Origin of the sequence: Micromonospora sp. LA-10 (assembly GCF_051853095.1) — a bacterium.
GTDB lineage: Bacteria > Actinomycetota > Actinomycetes > Mycobacteriales > Micromonosporaceae > Micromonospora > Micromonospora echinospora_A.
Genome location: NZ_CP195710.1, coordinates 3,204,533 through 3,224,999, shown reverse-complemented (window position 1 = coordinate 3,224,999; position 20,467 = coordinate 3,204,533). Strand labels below are relative to the sequence as shown.

At 73.2% G+C, this 20,467-nt stretch carries 18 protein-coding genes; 12 read left to right on the top strand and 6 right to left on the bottom strand.

The annotated features are described in order from the left end of the window. Positions 1–16 precede the first annotated feature (16 nt). From ACSDG8_RS15185 to ACSDG8_RS15175, 3 genes are all read left to right on the top strand, one after another. A complete protein-coding gene (locus tag ACSDG8_RS15185) occupies positions 17–184 on the top strand; it encodes a DUF4244 domain-containing protein (RefSeq protein ID WP_013283643.1) in 168 nt (55 codons plus the stop codon). Positions 185–276: 92 nt separating this feature from the next. Beyond that, positions 277–687, top strand: coding sequence for a TadE family type IV pilus minor pilin (locus ACSDG8_RS15180; RefSeq protein ID WP_439428050.1), 411 nt, complete (start codon positions 277–279; stop codon positions 685–687). Beyond that, positions 684–1,067 (top strand): Rv3654c family TadE-like protein, encoded by a 384-nt coding sequence (locus tag ACSDG8_RS15175; RefSeq protein ID WP_439427999.1) that lies wholly within the window; start codon positions 684–686, stop codon positions 1,065–1,067. Before ACSDG8_RS15180 ends, ACSDG8_RS15175 begins: the two co-directional genes overlap by 4 nt. 204 nt (positions 1,068–1,271) lie before the next feature. On the opposite strand, the gene ACSDG8_RS15170 is transcribed toward ACSDG8_RS15175, so the two are convergent. From ACSDG8_RS15170 to ACSDG8_RS15155, 4 genes are all read right to left on the bottom strand, one after another. Further along, on the bottom strand, positions 1,272–1,850 hold the full coding sequence (locus ACSDG8_RS15170) for a hypothetical protein (RefSeq protein WP_184681327.1): 579 nt from the start codon (positions 1,848–1,850) through the stop codon (positions 1,272–1,274). A 136-nt stretch (positions 1,851–1,986) separates the two neighbouring features. Next, positions 1,987–2,193, bottom strand: a complete 207-nt coding sequence (locus ACSDG8_RS15165; protein WP_073826232.1) for a hypothetical protein — start codon at positions 2,191–2,193, stop codon at positions 1,987–1,989. A 146-nt stretch (positions 2,194–2,339) separates the two neighbouring features. Beyond that, positions 2,340–2,471 (bottom strand): hypothetical protein, encoded by a 132-nt coding sequence (locus tag ACSDG8_RS15160; RefSeq protein WP_439427998.1) that lies wholly within the window; start codon positions 2,469–2,471, stop codon positions 2,340–2,342. A gap of 143 nt (positions 2,472–2,614) precedes the next feature. Next, complete coding sequence (locus tag ACSDG8_RS15155; RefSeq protein WP_439427997.1) at positions 2,615–5,341, bottom strand: DEAD/DEAH box helicase; 2,727 nt, start codon at positions 5,339–5,341, stop codon at positions 2,615–2,617. Positions 5,342–5,474: 133 nt separating this feature from the next. Here ACSDG8_RS15155 and ACSDG8_RS15150 point away from each other — a divergent pair, with 133 nt between their 5' ends. From ACSDG8_RS15150 to topA, 6 genes are all read left to right on the top strand, one after another. Continuing rightward, the gene (locus ACSDG8_RS15150) at positions 5,475–5,825 is read left to right on the top strand and encodes an STAS domain-containing protein (protein ID WP_210892824.1); all 351 of its coding nucleotides are present in this window, start codon (positions 5,475–5,477) and stop codon (positions 5,823–5,825) included. Then, positions 5,825–6,262 carry an ATP-binding protein gene (locus ACSDG8_RS15145; RefSeq protein ID WP_043327241.1) on the top strand — a complete coding sequence of 146 codons (438 nt, stop codon included), beginning with the start codon at positions 5,825–5,827 and terminating at the stop codon, positions 6,260–6,262. Before ACSDG8_RS15150 ends, ACSDG8_RS15145 begins: the two co-directional genes overlap by 1 nt. A 320-nt stretch (positions 6,263–6,582) precedes the next feature. Further along, a complete protein-coding gene (locus tag ACSDG8_RS15140) occupies positions 6,583–8,934 on the top strand; it encodes a sodium-translocating pyrophosphatase (protein WP_210892826.1) in 2,352 nt (783 codons plus the stop codon). A gap of 102 nt (positions 8,935–9,036) precedes the next feature. Continuing rightward, positions 9,037–9,579 carry a hypothetical protein gene (locus ACSDG8_RS15135; protein WP_210892828.1) on the top strand — a complete coding sequence of 181 codons (543 nt, stop codon included), beginning with the start codon at positions 9,037–9,039 and terminating at the stop codon, positions 9,577–9,579. Further along, positions 9,570–10,178 carry a hypothetical protein gene (locus ACSDG8_RS15130; RefSeq protein WP_210892829.1) on the top strand — a complete coding sequence of 203 codons (609 nt, stop codon included), beginning with the start codon at positions 9,570–9,572 and terminating at the stop codon, positions 10,176–10,178. Before ACSDG8_RS15135 ends, ACSDG8_RS15130 begins: the two co-directional genes overlap by 10 nt. A gap of 268 nt (positions 10,179–10,446) precedes the next feature. Then, positions 10,447–13,251, top strand: a complete 2,805-nt coding sequence (topA, locus tag ACSDG8_RS15125; RefSeq protein WP_439427996.1) for a type I DNA topoisomerase — start codon at positions 10,447–10,449, stop codon at positions 13,249–13,251. 47 nt (positions 13,252–13,298) lie between these two features. Here topA and ACSDG8_RS15120 read toward each other — a convergent pair whose 3' ends face one another. Next, the gene (locus tag ACSDG8_RS15120; RefSeq protein WP_439427995.1) at positions 13,299–14,615 is read right to left on the bottom strand and encodes a D-arabinono-1,4-lactone oxidase; all 1,317 of its coding nucleotides are present in this window, start codon (positions 14,613–14,615) and stop codon (positions 13,299–13,301) included. Positions 14,616–14,834: 219 nt separating this feature from the next. On the opposite strand from ACSDG8_RS15120, the gene ACSDG8_RS15115 reads away from it, so the two are divergent. Then, positions 14,835–15,410 carry a TetR family transcriptional regulator gene (locus ACSDG8_RS15115; protein WP_439427994.1) on the top strand — a complete coding sequence of 192 codons (576 nt, stop codon included), beginning with the start codon at positions 14,835–14,837 and terminating at the stop codon, positions 15,408–15,410. 64 nt (positions 15,411–15,474) lie between these two features. Here the strand turns inward: ACSDG8_RS15115 and ACSDG8_RS15110 are convergent, their stop codons facing one another. After that, positions 15,475–16,683: an amino acid deaminase/aldolase gene (locus tag ACSDG8_RS15110; protein WP_439427993.1), complete on the bottom strand. Its 1,209-nt coding sequence runs from the start codon at positions 16,681–16,683 to the stop codon at positions 15,475–15,477. A gap of 217 nt (positions 16,684–16,900) precedes the next feature. On the opposite strand from ACSDG8_RS15110, the gene tmk reads away from it, so the two are divergent. Both tmk and ACSDG8_RS15100 read left to right on the top strand, forming a co-directional pair. Next, complete coding sequence (tmk, locus tag ACSDG8_RS15105; protein WP_439427992.1) at positions 16,901–19,057, top strand: dTMP kinase; 2,157 nt, start codon at positions 16,901–16,903, stop codon at positions 19,055–19,057. Beyond that, positions 19,054–20,358 (top strand): DNA polymerase III subunit delta', encoded by a 1,305-nt coding sequence (locus ACSDG8_RS15100; protein WP_439427991.1) that lies wholly within the window; start codon positions 19,054–19,056, stop codon positions 20,356–20,358. Before tmk ends, ACSDG8_RS15100 begins: the two co-directional genes overlap by 4 nt. Positions 20,359–20,467 lie beyond the last annotated feature (109 nt).

The window sequence follows — 20,467 nt, the reverse complement described above, 5'->3', positions numbered from 1 at the left end:
GAGAAGGGACTACGACATGCGCAAACTCCTCACCCGCCTGCGGGGTGACGCCGGCATGAACACCGCCGAGTACGCCGTCGGCACGCTCGCTGCGGTCGCCTTCGCCGGGATCCTGCTGAAGGTGCTCACCTCCGGCAACGTGCAGTCCGCGCTGACCGCCGTCATCGACCGGGCCCTGAAGTGATCCGGCGCCGGTGGGCCGGCCGCTGGTTCCCCGCTCCGGCGCTCCCGCTGGGCATCCCGGCCGAAGCGGGCCCGATCCGCGGCGCTGCCGGCATCCGGGCCGGGGCGGTCGCGCGTGCTCTCGTCCGCCTGCTCCGCCGGGGACGTTCGTGGGTCGCTTGCGAGCGGGGCTCCTTCACCGCCGAACTGGCGGCCGGCCTGCCGGCGCTCATGCTGCTGCTCGTCGCGGGGCTGACGGCGGTGAACGCGGTGGGCACCCGGGTCGGCTGCGTCGACGCGGCCCGGGAGGCAGCGCTCGCCGCGGCCCGGGGCGAGTCCGGCACGGTCGCCGGCCACCGGTACGCCCCAGACGGCGCCGAGGTGTCGGTGACTGTGGCAGGCGACCGGGTCACGGCGACTGTTCGGGCGCCGGTCCGGACGTTCGGTGCTCGGCTGCCGCGCCTCAGCGTGTCGGGCCAGGCTGCGGCAGCAGTGGAACCCGGCGCGCCGGGGCCGGTGCCGTGACGGCCGTCCGGCCGTCGCGGCGAACCGCCGCCGAGCGGGGCGGAGCCACGGTGTGCCTGCTCGCGATCGGGCTGGTGTTCGTGCTGGTCGGGATGTTCGGCGCCGCGCTCGGGGCCGCCCGGTGCGCTCGGCACCAGGCCCGCAGTGCGGCGGACTTCGGGGCGCTCGCCGGCGCCGGGCGGGTGCTGGACGGCGTCGAGGGCGCTTGTGCTCGCGCGGCCGAGCTGGTGGCGGCCAACGGCGGCCGGATGACCGGCTGCCGGGTCGACGGGCTCGACCTGATCGTCACGGCGCGGGTAAGTGTCGAGCCGCTGCCCGGGCTGACCCGGTACGCCACCGCGACGTCCCGAGCCGGGCCGGCCCGAGACGCCGACGGCTGAGGGGCCGAGCCGGAGTGGCGCGCCGATGGCTGACGCGGGCGGGCGGGGACGCCGATGGTTGAGGCGGCCGCGCACAAGCGGGGTACCGATGGCTGACGCGGCCGAGTCGGGGCGGGACGTCCGAAGGCTGACGCGGCCGGAGCCCGGGGCGTCAATCGCTGGCGCACCCGGCTCCGGCCGGCGGGTTGAGCAGGTGGTGGAGGGTCAGCGGGACTGGAGCGCGTCCAGCCCGACGGCCATCGCGATCACCAGACGACGGTCGATCTGCGGGTGGTGGATGTCGACGACGTACCGGTCGCGCAGGCCCCACTTCTTGTCGACCGAGAACACCGGCTGGCCACCGGCCATGAAGTCGAAGTGGTACGGCAGCCAGGAGAGCGAGTCGACGAACCGGCGCAGCAGCGCGACCGGCAGGCTGCGCTCCTGCCCGGTGGCCGGCGGCAGCCCGGGCTGCTCGACGTGCCACGTCGAGCGCAGCAGCGACTGCGCGAAGTCCTTGCGGAACAGTCCGATCGGGTTGCCGGCGTGGTCGGTCACGTCGTAGGTGGCGCCGAGGTCGAGCCGCTGCCGGGCCTTGAAGCCGAGAAGGGGGTACTGCTTGGAGTCGTCGGTGTAGATGGTCACCTGCTCCTTGAAGGCGAGCCGCTTCTGCTGCGCGAACGCGAGCAGCCCGGCCTCGGAACCGTCGGGCGCCGCAGCGTGCACCTCGTACTGGTTGACCATCATCCGGATTCGCTGACGGACGATGAACCGGTTATGGGCCTGCAGATTGTCGAGCGACATCAGATCTCCTTCGAGGGGTCGCCGGAGTCTCGCACAGCATGCCCGCCACCGCTTGCCCCCACTCGCGCCAGGATCACCGCTCGCGGGGGCCTCCGGCTCCCGGCACCCACCCCACAAGGCGTACGACCACGGACGGTCAGCGACCGCCGTCGACCGTGGCCTTCATCGCCCAGGTGTTCAGCACCTGATGAATGCCGCGCAGGCGCTCGTTGATCTGCTCCAGCCGCTCCGCCTGGGCGAGGGTGGCCAGCGCGGTGCCCAGCGCGATCTGCTGGTCGGGGGTGAGGTTTTCCTGGTCGATGGTGTAGAGCAGCTCGACGGTCTCGGCGATCGTGTCGGCCATGGCGGCACCTCCGGCGGGACGGGTCTGGGGTCACCTCTGCGCTACCGGAAATGATGCATGGAAGCGCTCCCATACATCAATGCCCCAAGTGCTCTAGCCTCATGCACCCGTCCCACCCACCAGACCTCCTGAGGCCCGCGAAGCCCTCAAGCCAGCTTGATCCACACCAGCTCGGCGAAGTAGTGGGGTCCAGCACCTGCCAATACCGCCACCTCCCCGAACTGGCGGGCGGACAGCAGCCCGAGCGCCCGCCCGGCGCGGTCCGGCCGGCCAGACACTCGGGCCGCGCGGAGCGGCCAGAACCTGCTTGATCGACACCAGTTTGGGGAAGTGGTGGGGTCCAGCACCTGTCGATACCGCAACCTCCCCGAGCTGGCGGGCGGGCAGCAGCCCGAGCGCCCGCCCGGCGCGGACTGGCCGGTCAGGCGGGTGGGCCACCGGCGGCCTGAGCTGGGCGGGTCACCCGGTCGCCCTGCCGGGGCAACGTCTCGCCGCGCCCCGAGCCGCCCGCCTCCGAGCCGCCCGCCTCCGGGCCGGCACCCGCCTCCGGGCCGGCACCCGCCTCCGGGCCGGCACCCGCCTCCGGGCCGGCACCCGCCTCCGGGCCGGCACCCGCCTCCGGGCCGGCACCCGCCTCCGGGCCGGCACCCGCCTCCGGGCCGGCACCCGCCTCCGGGCCGGCACCCGCCTCCGGGCCGGCACCCGCCTCCAGGCCGGCACCCGCCTCCAGGCCGGCACCCGCCTCCAGGCCGGCAACCGCCTCCAGGCCGGCACCCGCCTCCAGGCCGGCAACCGCCTCCGGGCCGGCCACCGCCGCCTCGCCGCCGACCGTCGGGAGGTTCGCCAGCACCACGTCGAGGACCTTCACCGCCTCCGCCTTGGCCAGCGGGTTGTTGCCGTTTCCGCACTTCGGGGACTGGACGCACGACGGGCACCCGGTCTCGCACCCGCATTCGGCGATCGCGTCCCGGGTGGCGCGCAGCCAGGCGGCGGCGGTGCCGTACGCCCGCTCGGCGAAACCGGCCCCGCCGGGATGCCCGTCGTAGACGAAGACTGTGGGCGCCTCGGTGTCCGGGTGCAGGGCGGTGGAGAGCCCACCGATGTCCCAGCGATCGCAGGTCGCCATCAGCGGCAGCAGCCCGATGGCGGCGTGCTCGGCGGCGTGCAGCGCACCCGGCACGTCGGCCGCCTCGACTCCGGCGGCGGTCAGCGACTGGGGGGAGAGCGTGAACCACACCGCCACCGTGCGCAGCTCCCGCGCGGGCAGGTCCAGCGGCCGGGTGTCGATCACCTCGCCGGTGGCGATGCGCCGCCGCTGGTACGACACGACCTGGCTGGTCACGTCGACCTCGCCGAGGAAGAGGCCGACCGGGCCGGCGTCCACGTACGAGCGGACGGACACCACCGACAGCGAGGTGACGTCGCGGGCGTGGGTGGACCAGTCCGGCTCCTCGGCGTGCACGAGCGCGCATCCGTCGGCCAGGTCGAGCGAGTCGACCACGTACGAGACGCCCTGGTGCAGGTAGACCGCGCCGGTGTGCAGCAGGAAGTGCGCCGATCCTCCGTCGACGGTGCCGAGCAGCCGGCCGGTGGACTCCTCCACCACGCACACCGGGGTGCCGCCCTCGCCGCGCAGGTCGATCTCGGGGCGTTCCCGGTGCCGCCAGTACCAGCCGGTGGGCCGCTGCCGCAGCGCACCCGCCTCGACCAGCGAGTCCACCGCCTCCTTCGCGCCCTCGCCGAACAGGTCCAGGTCGGCGGGGGTGAGCGGGGACTCGTGCGCGGCGCAGGCGAGTTGTGGCGCGAGCACGTACGGGTTGGCCGGGTCGAGCACTGTCGCCTCGACGGGCCGCCCGAACAGCGCCTCCGGGTGGTGCACCAGGTAGGTGTCGAATGGGTCGTCGCGGGCCACCAGCACGGCGAGCGCCTCGTCGCCGGAGCGCCCGGCCCGCCCGGCCTGCTGCCAGAGCGACGCGCGGGTGCCGGGCCAGCCGCAGATCAGCACCGCGTCCAGCCCGACCAGGTCGACGCCGAGTTCGAGCGCGTTGGTGGAGGCGAGCCCGAGCAGGTCGCCGTGCAGCAGCGCCCGTTCCAGCTCGCGGCGTTCCTCGCGCAGGTAGCCGGCCCGGTAGGCGGCGACCCGCTCGCCCAGCCCGGGCACCGCCTCGTCCAGCGCCCGCCGGGCGTTCGCGGCGACCACCTCGGCGCCCCGGCGGGACCGCACGAACGCGAGCGTGCGTACCCCCTCGACCACGCTGTCGGCGAGCAGGTCGGCGGTCTCCCGCAGCGCGGAGCGCCGGACCTGGACGAGGTCGGCGTCGACCGATGAGTCGCTCGGGGGCAGCAGCGGCGGCTCCCAGAGCGCGAACGTCACCCCGCCGCGCGGCGAGGTGTCCTCGGTGATGGCGGTGACGGGCAGGCCGGTGAGCCGCCCGGCCGCCGTCGCCGGGTCGCCCGACGTGGCCGAGGCCAGCAGGAAGACGGGGGTACGCCCGAAGCGCGCGCACTGCCGGCGCAACCGCCGCAGCACGTGCGCGACGTGGGAGCCGAACACGCCACGGTAGGTGTGGCACTCGTCGACCACCACGTACGCGAGCCGGCGCAGGAACCCGGACCAGTGGGCGTGGCCGGGCAGGATGCCGTGGTGCAGCATGTCCGGGTTGGTCAGCACGAACCGGGAGTGCCGTCGGATCCACTCCCGCTCGGCGCGCGGCGTGTCCCCGTCGTAGGTGGCGGGGCGTACCCCGTCGAGTTCGAGACCGGCGACGGCGCGGAGCTGGTCGGCGGCGAGCGCCTTGGTCGGCGCCAGGTAGAGCACCGTGGCGCGCGGGTCGGCGAGCAGCGTGCTCAGTGCCGGCAACTGGTACGCCAGTGACTTGCCGGACGCCGTGCCGGTGGCGACCACGACGTGCCTGCCCGCGTACGCCAGCTCGGCGGCCTCGGCCTGGTGCCGCCACGGGGCGGTGACGCCGCGCCGCGCGAACGCCGCCCGCAGTTCCTCCGGCGCCCAGCCGGGCCACCCGACCGGCTCGCCGGCGCGGGCCGGGACGCGTTCGACGTGGGTGACCGGGTCGGTGGGGTGACGCAGCCGCAGCCGGCGCAGCAGCTCACCCGGCGCACGCCGCGGGCCGGGGCTGTGGTCGGTCACGTCCTGCACTCTCGCACTGGTGTTCGGAATTGGGAACCGTGGGGTGGGGGTAAGGGAGGGGCGCGGCCGGTGATCCGAGAGGGCTGCACGGGGGATGGTTAGATGCCCAGGAGAGTTTACCGAGGAGGGGCCGATGGAGCTGTCGCTGGCGACCCGCGCCGTGGGGGAGCACACGGTGCTCGAGGTCGGTGGAGAGGTGGACGTCTACACCGCCCCCCGCCTGCGGGAACGGCTTCTTGAGCTGATCGACGGCGGGGCGCACCGCGTGGTGGTCGACCTGGGTCGGGTGGACTTCCTCGACTCGACCGGGCTGGGCGTGCTGGTCGGCGCGCTCAAGCGGCTGCGCTCGGCCGGCGGCTCGTTCGCTCTGGTCTGCGACAAGGAGCCGCTGCTCAAGATCTTCCGGATCACCGCCCTGGACCAGGTCTTCCCGCTGCATCCGACGGTCGACGCGGCCATCGCCGCCGACTCCACCGGCGCGTGATGGCCACCGTCAAGCTTTCCTTCTCTCCGGCCCCGGTCCACGTGCGCACCGCACGCCTGGTCGGCGTCGCGGTGGCGCGGCGGGCCGGCGTACGCGAGGACCTGCTGGACGAGGTGCGCCTGGCCATCGGTGAGGCGTGCACGCGGGCGGTCGCGCTGCACCGGCAGTACGGCCTGGCCGACCCGGTGTACGTGGAGATGTCCGACACCGGCGGCTACACGGTCCGGGTGGTGGACCGGGCGCCGATCGAGGCGGGCCTCGGCCTGGCCGCGCTCGGGCCGGACGAGCTCGCCAAGGAGTCGCTGAGCGAGGACGCGCTCACCACCGGGGTGGGCTTCGCGCTGCTCGCCGGTTTCGTGGAGGACCTCCAGGTCCGCCCGGTCGACGAGGGCGTCGGCACCGAGGTCCGGATGACCTGGCCGGCCGGACGCGCCTGACCCCTTCCGTTCACGTAGGCCGCGTTCCCCGCACGGGGAGCGCGGCCTCGTCGCGTTGATGGCGCCATATATCAGATTTCTTCGCATAACACAGTTACGAAGATCATCGAGACACGGTGCCCCCTGCCTGTGACCCTCGCCACGCCGGAGGGCTACAGTACCCGGGTTGTCAGCAAGTGATCCGGTCCCGCAGCCAGCGGGAACGGGAGTTATCGCTGGTCCGCCGGGGTGGGTTGGCGCGCGCTTGCGAGTCCGCATCCAGGCGTCGGCCCGTGCGTCTCCACGGGCCGGCGCGAGTTGTTCGGTACAGGAGGACATAGATGTCCGGGACCTTGGCCGCCGACGGCGGCGCACTGTCCCTTACCGGAGCCAACGTGACGTACGTCGTCATCGCCGCGGTCATCGCGCTGGTGGCGCTCGTCTTCGCGGCAGCCCTCACCAGGGCGGTCCTGGCGGCCGGTAAGGGAACCACAAACATGCAGGAGATCTCCGGCGCGGTGCAGGAGGGCGCGTCGGCGTACCTGCTGCGGCAGTTCCGCACGCTGGCGATCTTCGTGGCGATCGCCGTCGTGCTGCTGTTCCTGCTGCCGGTGCACGACACCGACGGCAACGAGACGCTGGTGAAGGTCGGCCGCTCGGCGTTCTTCGTGGTGGGTGCGCTGTTCAGCGCGTTCATCGGCGGCGCCGGCATGTGGCTGGCCACCCGCGCCAACCTGCGGGTCGCCGCGGCCGCGCGGGAGCGCGAAGGCGGGCGCGAGGGCGCCATGAAGATCGCCTTCCGCACCGGCGGCGTGGTCGGCTTCCTCACCGTCGGCCTCGGTCTGTTCGGCGCGGCGCTCGTCGTGCTGATGTTCCGCGGTGACGCCCCGACCGTGCTGGAGGGCTTCGGCTTCGGCGCCGCGCTGCTCGCCATGTTCATGCGGGTGGGCGGCGGCATCTTCACCAAGGCCGCCGACGTCGGCGCCGACCTGGTCGGCAAGGTCGAGCAGGGCATCCCGGAGGACGACCCGCGCAACGCCGCAACCATCGCCGACAACGTGGGCGACAACGTAGGCGACTGCGCCGGCATGGCCGCCGACCTGTTCGAGTCGTACGCGGTCACGCTCGTCGCGGCGCTGATCCTCGGCCGGGCCGCGTTCGGCGAGACCGGCCTGGTCTTCCCGCTGATCATCTCCACCATCGGCGTGCTCGTCGCGATCGTCGGCGTGTTCATCACCCGGCTGCGCGCCAGCGACCGCAACGGCCTGACCGCCATCAACCGGGCCTTCTACCTTTCGGCGCTCCTCGCCGCGGTGCTCGTCGCGATCGCGGCGTTCGCATACCTGCCGGCCACCTTCGCCGAGCTGGAGGGCGGGCTGACCGACGTCGACCGCAACCCGCGGCTGGTGGCCATCGGCGCGGTAGTGATCGGCATCGTGCTGGCCGCCGCGATCCAGGCGCTGACCGGCTACTTCACCGAGACGAACAGGCGTCCGGTGCAGGACATCGGCAAGAGCTCGCAGACCGGCGCCGCCACCGTCATCCTCGCCGGCATCAGCGTCGGCCTGGAGTCGGCCGTCTACTCGGCGCTGCTGATCGGCGCCGGCGTGTTCGGCGCGTTCCTGCTCGGCGGCAGCTCGCTCACGCTGTCGCTGTTCGCCGTCGCGCTGGCCGGCACCGGCCTGCTCACCACCGTCGGCGTCATCGTCGCGATGGACACGTTCGGCCCGATCTCCGACAACGCGCAGGGCGTGGCCGAGATGTCCGGCGACATCGACGAGCACGGCGCGCGGACGCTCACCGAGCTGGACGCGGTCGGCAACACCACCAAGGCGATCACCAAGGGCATCGCGATCGCCACCGCCGTGCTGGCCGCGACCGCGCTGTTCGGCTCGTACACCGACACGCTCAAGACCGCGTACGGCGACGCGACGGGCACCGAGGACACCACCGCGCTGATCGACGAGCTGCTCAACGTGGCCAACCCGCGCAACCTGGTCGGCCTGATCATCGGCGCCGCCGTGGTCTTCCTCTTCTCCGGCCTGGCCATCAACGCGGTCTCCCGCTCCGCCGGTGCCGTGGTGATGGAGGTACGCCGCCAGTTCCGTGAGCTGCCCGGCATCATGGACCGCACCCAGCGGCCCGAGTACGGCAAGGTCGTGGACATCTGCACCCGGGACGCGCAGCGCGAGCTGCTGACCCCCGGTCTGCTGGCCATCCTGGCCCCGATCGCTGTCGGCTTCGGCCTCGGCGCGGGCGCGCTCGCCGCGTACCTGGCCGGCGCGATCGGCGCGGGCACGTTGATGGCCGTGTTCCTGGCCAACTCCGGCGGCGCCTGGGACAACGCCAAGAAGCTGGTGGAGGACGGCGCGCACGGCGGCAAGGGCTCCGACGCGCACGCCGCCACGGTCATCGGCGACACGGTCGGTGACCCGTTCAAGGACACCGCCGGCCCGGCGATCAACCCGCTGCTCAAGGTGATGAACCTGGTCTCGCTGCTGATCGCCCCGGCCGTGGTGGCCTGGAGCGTGGGCGACGACAAGAACAACCCGCTGCGCATCACGATCGCCGTGGTCGCCGCGCTGATCATCGCGGGGGCCGTGGTGTTCAGCAAGCGCAAGGGCGTGGCGATGACCGACTCGGACAGCGACGCCGGCAAGCCGGACCAGCACCCGGAGACGGTAAACGCCTGATCTCCACGCGACGGTTCCCGGCCGGCCCCGGCCGGCCGGGAACCCCGTGCCCGGCAAACCTGAGCGGTGGCGGTTCCGCTCGGAGGTCGTACGCTGCAACGCATGCGTACGCGCCGGGCGGCAACCGCCGGAAAGCTCACGGTGGTCCTGGCCACGCTGGTCCTCGTCGTCGCCGGGTGCGGCGGCGGCCCGAGCCCGCGGGTATGGGCCGCGTCGGTGTGCCAGGCGCTCGCCCCGTGGCGCGCGGAGATCTCCAAGCTGACCAGCAGCACCCAGCAGCAGATGACCGCGCAGACCACTCCGACGCAGGCCAAGGAGAATCTGGTCCGGCTCTTCGCCGGCGCCGAGCAGGCCAGCGAGACGGCCCGGCGCAAGGTCGAGGAGGCGGGCGTGCCGGAGGCCGAGCGCGGCGACGAGGTGTCCGCCGGGTTCCTGGGGTCGCTCAGCAAGATGCGCGACGCGTACGGCCGGGCGCGGGACGCCATCGACCGGCTCGACACCGCCCAGGCCGGCCCGTTCTACGACGGCGTGCGCGCCGCCGTGGACACGCTCAACAAGGAGTACGACGCGAGCGCGCTGGACACCAGCAAGCTCAACTCGACCGAGCTGAAAGAGGCCTTCGACGAGGTCCCGGAGTGTCGCTGACCCCTCCCACCCCGAAACCGGCCCGCCAGCCCTCGCTGTTCTCCACCGAGGCGGCCGATCCCGCGCTGGCGGATCTCGCCGGCCTGCTCGCCGGGCCGGGTGAGGTGGGGCGGATGGGCGGCACGGCCCGGATCTCCGTGGTGGTGGACGCCGCCTGGCGGGTGCACGTGCTGGTGGCGGAGCTGGGCGCCCGGGGCGTGCCGGCGAGCTGGGAGCCGACCGAGGACGGGCGGCATCGGGTGCGCACCGCGTACACGAGCATGCTGGCGCCGCTCGCGCGGGCCTGGCTGCGCGGGGCGGTGAAGCGGCCACCGGCCCGCTTCCACCTGGACGGGCGGCGGCTGCGGCTCTGGGTGGCCGCGGCCGGAACGGCCGAGCCGGCCGGGTTCCGGCTGCGGCTCGGCGCGGCCGACGAGCCGTCCTGGCCGGTGGTCCGCGCCGCGCTGGCGGCGGTGGGCCTGCCGGCCGCGTTCGTGGAGCCGGACGAGGGTGGGCCCGCGTTCCGGATCGGCGGGCGGCGGATGACGCGGCTCGCCGAGTTGGTGGGGGAACGGCCGGCCACGGCGCCAGCGACGGAGTGGCCGGGCTCGCACGGCTGACCGTCCGGTGTCCGAACCCGGACACCCGGTGCGGGCTCCGCCGGGGGTGCGCGATCGTCACAGTGACACGCCTGTCGCCCTACCCACGGTGTACCGTGACGCCGTCCGGCAGGGTGCGGCCGGCGGTCGCCGGGAGAGCGGCCCGTTTGCCGCCCACGAAACCCGGAACGCGGACGGCGCGTTACGTTGGACATCCGGACCGCCGTGGTCCGGGTGGCGCAACACGGCCCGAAGCGGGCATGGCGTAGGAGTGAGGTCGGGGAGAGACGTGCCGAGCAACGCTGGAACCACCCGTCTGGTCATCGTCGAGTCTCCGGCGAAGGCCAAGACGATCTCGGGCTACCTCGGCCCGGGGTACGTCGTGGAGGCCAGCTTCGGCCACGTCCGGGACCTGCCCCGCAACGCCGCCGACGTCCCGGCGAAGTACAAGGGTGAGCCGTGGGCGCGCCTCGGCGTCGACGTCGACAACGGCTTCCACGCGCTCTACGTGGTCTCGGCCGACCGCAAGCAGCAGATCAGCAAGCTGGTGAAGCTGGCCAAGGAGGTCGACGAGATCTTCCTGGCGACGGACGAGGACCGCGAGGGCGAGGCCATCGCCTGGCACCTGGTGGAGACGCTCAAGCCCAAGGTGCCGGTCAAGCGGATGGTCTTCCACGAGATCACCAAGCCGGCCATCCAGGCCGCGGTGGCGAACCCCCGGGAGATCGACCGCGACCTGGTCGACGCCCAGGAGGCGCGGCGCATCCTCGACCGGCTCTACGGGTACGAGGTCTCGCCGGTGCTGTGGAAGAAGGTCATGCCGAAGCTGTCGGCGGGCCGGGTGCAGTCCGTGGCGACCCGGATCGTGGTCGAGCGGGAGCGCCAGCGGATGGCGTTCCGGACCGCCGAGTACTGGGACATCCTGGCCACGCTCGCGGTGGCGAAGCCGGGCGAGGGCCCGCGCACGTTCAACGCCACGCTCGTCGCGCTGAACGGCGACCGGATCGCCACCGGCAAGGACTTCGAGCCGACCACGGGTCGCGTCAAGCCCGGCGCCGGGGTGGTCCACCTGGACGAGGGCGGGGCCAGAGGGCTGGCCGCCCGCCTGGCCGACCGGCCGTTCACAGTCACCCGGGTCGAGGAGAAGCCCTACCGCCGCCGCCCGTACGCGCCGTTCATCACCTCCACGCTCCAGCAGGAGGCGGCCCGCAAGATGCGGTTCTCGTCGCAGCAGACGATGCGCACCGCGCAGCGCCTGTACGAGAACGGCTACATCACCTACATGCGTACCGACTCGGTCAACCTGTCCGAGACGGCCATCGCCGCGGCCCGCCGGCAGATCGTCGAGCTGTACGGCGAGCGCAGCGTGCCGCCGGAGCCGCGCCGCTACACCGGCAAGGTGAAGAACGCGCAGGAGGCGCACGAGGCGATCCGCCCGGCCGGCGACAACTTCCGCACCCCCGGCGAGGTGGCCAAGGAGCTGTCCGCCGAGGAGTTCAAGCTCTACGAGCTGATCTGGCGGCGCACCATCGCCTCGCAGATGACCGACGCGGTCGGCTCCAGCGTGTCGGTGCGCATCCGCGCCCTCTCCTCCGCCCAGGAGGAGGCCGACTTCGGCGCGACCGGCAAGACCATCACCGACCCGGGCTTCCTGCGCGCCTACGTCGAGTCCAGCGACGACGAGAACGCCGAGGCCGAGGATGCCGAGCGGCGGCTGCCCACGCTCGTCAAGGACCAGCCGCTGACCGCCGACGAGCTGAACGCGCAGGGCCACCACACCCAGCCGCCCTCCCGCTACACCGAGGCGTCGCTGGTCAAGGCCCTCGAAGAGCTGGGCATCGGCCGGCCCTCCACGTACGCGTCGATCATGCAGACGATCCAGGACCGCGGGTACGTGGTGAAGCGCGGCCAGGCCATGATCCCGTCGTTCCTGGCGTTCGCGGTGATCGGGCTGATGGAGCGGCACTACCCGCGCCTGATCGACTACGACTTCACCGCCAGCATGGAGAACGAGCTGGACGAGATCGCCGGTGGTGACCACGCCGCCGTCGACTTCCTCACCTCCTTCTACTTCGGCAGCACCAACGGCACCGGTGACCAGGCCATCGCGCACGCCGGTGGCCTGAAGAAGCTGGTCACCGAGAACCTCAGCGAGATCGACGCGCGCAGCGTCAACTCCATCCCGCTGTTCACCGACGACGAGGGCCGCGAGGTGGTCGTCCGGGTCGGCCGGTACGGGCCGTACCTGCAACGCGAACTGCCGGGCGGCGAGCAGCCCACACCCTCCGGTGAGGGCGAGGAGGGCGGCTCGCAGGGCGACCGGGCGCCGATCCCGGAGGGCCTGGCCCCCGACGAGCTGACCCCGGAGAAGGTGCACGAGCTGTTCCTCGGCGGCGGCGGCGAGCGCAAGCTCGGCGACGACCCGTCGACCGGCGAGCCGATCCTGCTCAAGTCCGGCCGGTTCGGCCCGTACGTGGCCAGCGGCGAGCGCAAGTCGTCGCTGCTGCGCTCGCAGTCGCCGGACAGCCTCACCCTGGAGCAGGCGTTGCAGCTGCTGCGCCTGCCCCGGCTGATCGGCGTGGCTCCGGACGGCGCCGAGGTGGTCGCCAACAACGGCCGCTACGGCCCGTACGTCAAGCGCGGTGACGAGTTCCGTTCGCTGGACTCGGAAGAGAAGATGTTCACCGTCACGCTGGACGAGGCGCTGGCGCTGCTGGCCACCCCGAAGACCCGCCAGCGCCGGGCCGCCGCGCCGCCGCTGCGGGAGATGGGCAACGACCCGCTCACCGAGAAGCCGCTGGTGATCAAGGACGGGCGCTTCGGCCCGTACGTTACAGACGGCGAGTTCAACGCGTCGCTGCGGCGTGGGCAGACGCCGGAGGAGCTGACGCTGGAGCAGGCGTCGGAGATGCTCGCCGAGAAACGCGCGAAGGGCCCGGCCCCGAAGAAGAAGGCCGCGAAGAAGGCCGCCCCGGCCAAGAAGACAACAGCGGCGAAGAAGACGACCGCAGCGGCGAAGAAGACGACAGCGGCGAAGAAGGCCCCCGCCAAGAAGGCGGCTCCGAAGAAGGCGACCTCAACGCCGAACGAGTGATCTTGGAAGGAAAGGGCCCCTATGAGGGCCTTTTCCTTCCAAAATCTTCAGGAGCCCAACACCTGACTCAAGTACGGGTTCTGGAAGATGCGGGACGGGTCGAGGCGGGCGCGGACGGACTGGAAATCCGCGAATCTCGGGTAGGCGCTCGCCAGGGAATCCGCGTCGCGCCAGTGCAGCTTGCCCCAGTGCGGCCGGCCACCCAACTCCGTCGCCACCTGCTCAAAGGCGCGGAAGTACGGCTCGTACGGCATGCCCACGTACTGGTGCACCGCGATGTACGCCGAGTCCCGCCCGTACGAGTGGGACAGCCAGATGTCGTCGGCGGCGGTGAACCGCACCTCGACCGGGAACAGCACCTTGAACGGCAGCCGGTCCACGATCCGGCGCAGCTCGGCGAGCGCCGTCGGCAGCGCCTCGCGCGGCAGCCCGTACTCCATCTCCACGAAACGGACCCGGCGCGGGGTGCAGAAGACCTGGTCGGAGCGACCGGTGTAGGTGCGTTCGGTGAGCGCGCGGGCGGAGACGGCGCTGATCGTGGGCGCGAGGGCGGGCACGGCGCGGCCGAGGCGGCAGGCCCCGGCGAAGACGGTGTTGGAGAGGAACTCGTCGTCGAGCCAGCCGCGCCAGCCGGGCAGGGGCCGGTCGTCGGCGGGTACCCGGTCGTTGGTCTTGACCTGCACCCGGTCGGTGTACGGGAACCAGTAGAACTCGGCGTGGTCGTGCGCCTCGTACAGGCCGGGCAGGTCGTCGAGCACCTCGGCGAGCGGGGCGGGGCGTTCGTGCGCGCGCAGCACGAAGGCGTCGACGCAGCGCAGCGTGACCTCGACCAGCACGCCGACGGCGCCGAGCCCGACCCGGGCGGCGTCGAAGACGTCGCGGTTCTCCTCGGCGGAGCAGCGCAGCACCTCGCCGGTGCCGGTGACGAGCGTCAGCCCGGCCACGAAGGTGGACAGGCAGCCGAGTTTCGCCCCGGTGCCGTGGGTGCCTGTGGAGAGCGCGCCGGCGATGGTCTGGGCGTCGATGTCGCCGAGGTTCGGCATCGCCAGCCCGTGCCCGGCGAGCAGTTCGTTGAGCGTGTGCAACGTCATTCCAGCCGGTACGGTGACCAGGCGGCGCGCCACATCGACGCTGACGTCTGTCTCCAGTTCGGCGAGGTCGATGCGGTGCCCGTCGGCCACGGCGGTGGCGGTGAAGGAGTGGCCGCTGCCGGTGGCCCGGACGGTCCGGCCGGCCGCGGCGGCCTGGCGGACCGCCTCGGCGACGTCGGAGACGCTACGCGGGCGCACGGTGAGGAGCGCGGAGCTGTGCTGGTTGCCGGCCCAGTTGGACCAGGTGGCGGTGGTACCGGTCATCGCGGCCACTCCTCGACATGAATATGAACTGAATTCATATCAGGAACGTTGTGCCTGGTAAATACCGCAATCGAGCCCGGCTCGTTGTACCGGTAGTCACAGACTCGTGACGTGCAGATATGTTCATCCGTCGAAGGGGGGTGGCGCCGAGTGTCCACACCAGCCGCCACGACCGGGCCGCTGCGTCGGGTACCGGTGCAGGGTCGAAGTGTCGCGCGGGTCCAGCGGATGCTGGACGCCTGCGCCGAGCTCGTCGACGAGGTGGGGTACGAAGGGCTGACCACGACCCTGCTCGCCGAGCGCGCCGAGGTGGCGATCGGGTCGGTCTACCAGTTCTTTCCGGACAAGCGGGCCATCGTGCAGGCGCTGACGCTGCGCACCATGGAGTCCTACCTCCAGCGGCTCGACGAGCGGTTCTCCTCGGACGACCTGACCCACTGGTGGGACGGCGTCGACGCGGCGATCGACGAGTACATCTCGATGCACCGCACCGTCCCCGGTTTCCGTACCCTGCACTTCGGCGACGTGGTCGACCTGCACCTGCTGGACGACCAGCGGGACAACAACGGGGTCATCGCGGAGCAGCTCGCCCGCGTGCTCACCGAGCGCTTCGGCCTGGCCGGGGTGCCCGACCTGCGGTTCCACCTGGAGGTCGCGGTCGAGGCGGCCGACGCCCTGATCAAGCTGGCCTTCCGCCGCCGCACCGACGGCGACGAGCGGGTGCTCATCGAGGCGAAGGCGCTCATCCGGGAGTACCTGCACCGGCAGGTCAACGCCCCGGCCGAGGCCGTGTCCCAGAGCTGAGCGGCACGCCGAGCGGCGGGTTCCCGGGTGCGCCGGGGCCCGCCGTCGTCACGTCGCGGCCGTGTCAGAGAAAGGCGCGGCCCTCGCCCCGGTAGGTGGGCACCGTCGCGACCACCGCGTCCCCGTCGACGAGGTGCACCTCGTTGACGTGCTCGCACATCTCGCCCGCCTTGGCGTGGCGGAACCACACCCGGTCACCGACCCGCAGGTCGTCCGCGGCGTCCCCGGCCAGCGGCGTCTGCACCTCGCCGGCGCCCTCCGCGCCGAGCAGCTTCAGGCCGTCCGGCAGCCAGGGCCGGGGCAGCCGGCTGCTCGCCGCCTGGCCGGAGGCGATCCAGCCACCGCCGAGCACCGTGGCCAGCCCGGGCGCCGGGCGGCGGACCACCGCGCAGGCGAAGAACGCCGCCGGGGTCGGCCGCCAGGCACGGTACGCGTCGAACAGCGTCGGCCCGTACAGGCCGGAGCCCGCGGTGACCTCGGTGACCGCGGGGTCGGCGCTGGTGGCGGCCACGCTGCCGGTGCCGCCGCCGTTGACGAACTCCAGGTCGGCGTGCTCGCGTACCGCGGCGACAGCGGCCGAGCGGCGGGCCAGCAGTTCCCGGTACGACCCGCGTTGCGCGACCCGGATCGCCGAGCCGAGCATCGCCTGCCCGGGCGGCGCGTCGCCCAGGCCGGCGATCTGCGCCTCGTACGACATGAGGCCGACCAGCCGGAAGCCGGGCCGGGCCGCGACGGCGGCGGCGAGCCCGCCGGCCGCCGTGGCGCTGTGCACCGGGGAGCGGCGCACGCCGACGTGCACCCGGCCCCGCAGCGGCCGCCAGGAGGCGTCCAGGTCGAGGCAGATCCGCAGCGCGGGGCGGCGCGCGGGCGGGCTGACCTGGTCGATCAGGTCGAGCTGGGCGGCGTCGTCGACCATCAGCGTCACCGCGTCGGCGAGCGCCGGGTCGGCGGCCAGTTCGGCGAGGCCGGCCCGGTGCGCCGTCGGGTACGCCACCAGCACGTCGTCGCTGACGCCGGAGCGGGCGAGCCACACCGCCTCGGGCAGGGTGAAGGCCATCACACCCTGCCAGCCGGGGCGTTCGAGTACGCGGGTCAGCAGCTCGCGGACCCGTACCGACTTGCTCGCCACCCGCAGTGGCTTGCCGTCGGCCCGGCCGGTCAGCGCGCCGGCGTTGGCGTCGAACGCGGAGAGGTCGACCACCGCGTACGGCGGGTCGAGGTGAGCGGTCGCCCGGTCGAGACGCTCGCGAAGTTTGTCACGGTCGATGGCCACGTCTGCACGCTAACTGTCTGGGCGAGAATGCGAAATACCCTCGCGTCTGTCCGGGCTGCGGGCGGTGGTCCCGGCGGCCTAGGCTCAGCGAGCAGGTGAATGTCGCGCAGGCCTGCTCCTCCCGCGCGACTAGAGTGTTCCACCGGGGATGCCCAGACCTGGGCCGGCACGTGGAGGTACGGCCATCGAAAGCCAGAACAACGGCGAGTCGCCCGGCGTGTCGTCGCCCGGGACAGCCGCCGACCACTCCGGCCTCGCCGCCATCCGCTCGGTGCTGCGCATCCGGCCGTTCCGCAGGCTGTGGATCGTCCTCAGCGCCGCCTCCTTCGGCGACTGGCTCGGCCTGCTCGCCACCGCGCTGTTCGCCGCCTCCCAGGTCTCCGGCAGCACCGCCCAGGGCGCCGCGTTCGGCGGTGTGACAGCGATCCGGCTGCTCCCGGCGCTGGTGCTCGGCCCGGTGGCGGGCGTCTTCGCCGACCGGTTCGACCGCCGGTGGACGATGGTCATCTGCGACGTGCTGCGCTTCGTGCTGTTCGCCTCGATCCCGCTGTACGCGCTCACCGGCGCCGCCGGCGGGCTGGTGGTCGGCTGGGCGCTGATCGCCACGTTCCTGATCGAGTCGATCACGCTGCTGTGGATCCCGGCCAAGGAAGCGGCGGTTCCGAACCTCATCCCGCGTACCCGGCTGGAAGCGGCGAACCAGCTCACGCTGATCACCACGTACGGCCTCACCCCGGTCGCGGCGGCCGTCGCCCTGGCCGTGCTGGACCGGGGCGTCCGCGGCGCGGTCGGCGGCGACCTGCCCGACTGGGCCGAGCCGGCCCAGCTCGCGCTCTGGTTCAACGCCTTCTCCCGGCTGGCCACCGCGCTCGTGGTGGCCTTCGGGATCAAGGAGATCAGCGAGGCCCAGCGCGGCGAGGCCGAGCGCACCGAGCAGAGCATGTTCCGGCAGTTCTCCGAGGGCTGGAAATACATCGGCCAGACCCCGCTCGTCCGTGGCCTGGTGCTGGGTATCTTCGGCGCGTTCGCCGGCGGCGGCATCGTGGTCGGCACGGCCAAGTTCTTCGCCAACTCGCTCGGCGCCGGTGACGCCGCCTTCTCGCTGCTCTTCGGCGCGATCTTCGTCGGCCTGGCGCTCGGCATCGGCCTCGGGCCGATGATCGTGCGGGACATGTCCCGCCGCCGCTGGTTCGGCATGAGCATCGTGCTGGCCAGCGCCTCGGTGCTGGTGCTCGCGTTCGCCATCCACCTGTCGATGGCCATCCTCGGCGCGATCCTGGTCGGCGCGGGCGCCGGCATGGCGTTCCTGGCCGGCACCACGCTGCTCGGCGGCGAGGTCGCCGACGAGGTACGCGGCCGGGTCTTCGCTGTGGTGCAGATCGGCACCCGGCTGGTGCTGATCCTCGCCATCGCGCTCAGCAGCCTCCTGGTCGGCGTCGGCGGCTCCCGCCAGCTCACCATCGCCGACCTGGGCATCTCCATCTCCTCGACCCGTCTGCTGCTGCTCGCCGCCGGTGCGGCCGGCATCATCGCCGGCATCAGCGCGTTCGGCCAGATGGACGACAAGAAGGGCGTGCCGGTCCTCGCCGACCTGTGGGGCTCGATCCGGGGCCGCCCGCTGATGCCGGCCGAGCCGTTCGTCTCCAGCGGTCTGTTCGTGGTCTTCGAGGGCGGCGAGGGCGCCGGCAAGTCCACCCAGCTCGCCGTGCTCGCCGAGCGCCTGCGCGGGCAGGGGCGGGACGTGGTGGTCACCCGCGAGCCGGGCGCCACCCCGGTCGGCGAGCGGATCCGCTCGCTGGTGCTGGACACCGGCAGGGACGAGGCGCCGTCGCCGCGCGCCGAGGCGCTGCTCTACGCCGCCGACCGGGCGCACCACGTCGCGACTGTCGTCCGCCCGGCGCTCGTGCGCGGCGCGGTGGTGATCAGTGACCGGTACGTCGACTCGTCACTCGCCTACCAGGGCGCCGGCCGGACGCTGCCGGTGGACGAGGTCTCCTGGCTCTCGTCCTGGGCCACCGGCGGGCTCAAGCCCGACCTGGTGGTGCTGCTCGACGTCGAGCCGCGTACCGGCCTGAGCCGGGTGGAGACGCGCAACGAGGGGGCCGACCGGCTGGAGGCCGAGTCGCTGACGTTCCACGAGCGCGTCCGGTACGCCTTCCTCGACCTGGCCGCCGGTGACCCGAAGCGCTACCTGGTGCTCGACGCGTCCCGTCCGGTGGACGAGATCGCCGAGGCGGTGGCCCGCCGGGTGGGTGAGTTCCTCGCCGACCCGGGCGGCATCGTGCACCCGCGTCCGGCGCAGGGCCCGGACACCTCGGTCCAGCCGGAGTTATCCGACGCGGAGCTGGTGACGATGGAGCAACCCCGAAGATGACCGACGTCTTCGGCGATCTGGTCGGGCAGGACGAGGCGGTGACCACGCTGCGGCGGGCCGCCGCCTCGGCCGCCGCGCTGCTGCGCGCCGCCGCGCCGGTGACCGTCCGCGCGGGCGGGCCGGCCGGCGGGTACGACGACCTCGACACGCTCGCCGAGGAGTTCGACGGCAACGACGCCGACCCGGGTCCGGCGCCCGCCGGGGACGCCGACCCCGGCGCCGGGATGACCCACGCCTGGATCTTCACCGGCCCGCCCGGATCGGGCCGGTCGGTGGCCGCCCGCGCGTTCGCCGCCGCCCTGCAGTGTGTGCAGGGCACCGGATGCGGCAGCTGCCCCGGCTGCCACACGACGCTCACCGGCACGCACGCCGACGTGCGCCTCGTCGTCCCGGACGGGCTCTCCATCGGCGTCGGCGAGATGCGCGCGCTCGTGCTCCGGGCGGCGAGCACCCCGTCCGGCGGCCGGTGGCAGGTCGTCATCATCGAAGACGCCGACCGGCTCACCGAGGCCGCCGGCAACGCGCTGCTCAAGGCGATCGAGGAGCCGCCGCCGCGTACCGTCTTCCTGCTCTGCACCCCGTCCACCCACCCCGACGACATCTCCGTGACCATCCGGTCGCGCTGCCGCGTCGTACCGTTGCGCCAGCCGCCACCGGCCGCGGTGGCCGAGGTGCTGGTCCGTCGCGACGGCGTCGCGCCGGACGTGGCCGAGTGGGCCGCGGCGGCCGCGCAGGGGCACGTGGGCCGGGCCCGGCGGCTCGCCCGCGACCCGGAGGCCCGGCAGCGGCGCGACGCGGTGCTGGCCGTGCCGCGCCGGCTCACCGGCGTCGGCGCGGCGTTCGACGCCGCCTCGGCGCTGATCGAGGCCGCCGAGGCGGAGGCCGCCGCCTCGGTCGCCGAGATCGACGAGGCGGAACGGTCGGCGTTGCAGACCGCGCTCGGCGCGGGCGGCACCGGCCGGGGCGCGGCCGGCGCCATGCGTGGCGCCGCCGGCCAGCTCAAGGACCTGGAGAAGCGGCAGAAGTCGCGGGCCACCCGCGCCCAGCGGGACGCGCTCGACCGGGCGCTTGTCGACCTGGCCGGGTTCTACCGGGACGCGCTCACCATGGCGTTGCGGGCGCCGGTCGCCCCGGTGCACACCGACACCGCGGCGCTGGCCGGCGCGGGCGCGCAGAAGTGGGACGCCGAGGGCTCGCTGCGCCGCCTGGAGGCGGTCCTGGAGTGCCGGGCGGCGATCGAGGCGAACGTCAAGCCGCGGATCGCGGTGGAGGCGATGATGCTCGCCCTCTGGCGCGGCTGACCCACCCCCGTTCCACGCTGTCCACAGGGCATCGACACGCGCGATTGGCGTGCGGTACGGTCCCCGGTGATGCCGCGGTGATCGAGGCGGCACGCTCAGTGAGGTTGGG

Excerpts from the sequence above, each read along its gene's own strand:
- ACSDG8_RS15165 (WP_073826232.1), bottom strand. The coding sequence starts at position 2,193 with ATGGCCGACACGATCGCCGAGACCGTCGAGCTGCTCTACACCATCGAC.
- ACSDG8_RS15170 (WP_184681327.1), bottom strand. The coding sequence starts at position 1,850 with ATGTCGCTCGACAATCTGCAGGCCCATAACCGGTTCATCGTCCGTCAG.
- ACSDG8_RS15185 (WP_013283643.1), top strand. The coding sequence starts at position 17 with ATGCGCAAACTCCTCACCCGCCTGCGGGGTGACGCCGGCATGAACACC.
- ACSDG8_RS15115 (WP_439427994.1), top strand. The coding sequence starts at position 14,835 with ATGCTGGACGCCTGCGCCGAGCTCGTCGACGAGGTGGGGTACGAAGGG.
- ACSDG8_RS15145 (WP_043327241.1), top strand. The coding sequence starts at position 5,825 with ATGGCCACCGTCAAGCTTTCCTTCTCTCCGGCCCCGGTCCACGTGCGC.
- ACSDG8_RS15150 (WP_210892824.1), top strand. The coding sequence starts at position 5,475 with ATGGAGCTGTCGCTGGCGACCCGCGCCGTGGGGGAGCACACGGTGCTC.
- ACSDG8_RS15135 (WP_210892828.1), top strand. The coding sequence starts at position 9,037 with ATGCGTACGCGCCGGGCGGCAACCGCCGGAAAGCTCACGGTGGTCCTG.
- ACSDG8_RS15140 (WP_210892826.1), top strand. The coding sequence starts at position 6,583 with ATGTCCGGGACCTTGGCCGCCGACGGCGGCGCACTGTCCCTTACCGGA.
- ACSDG8_RS15100 (WP_439427991.1), top strand. The coding sequence starts at position 19,054 with ATGACCGACGTCTTCGGCGATCTGGTCGGGCAGGACGAGGCGGTGACC.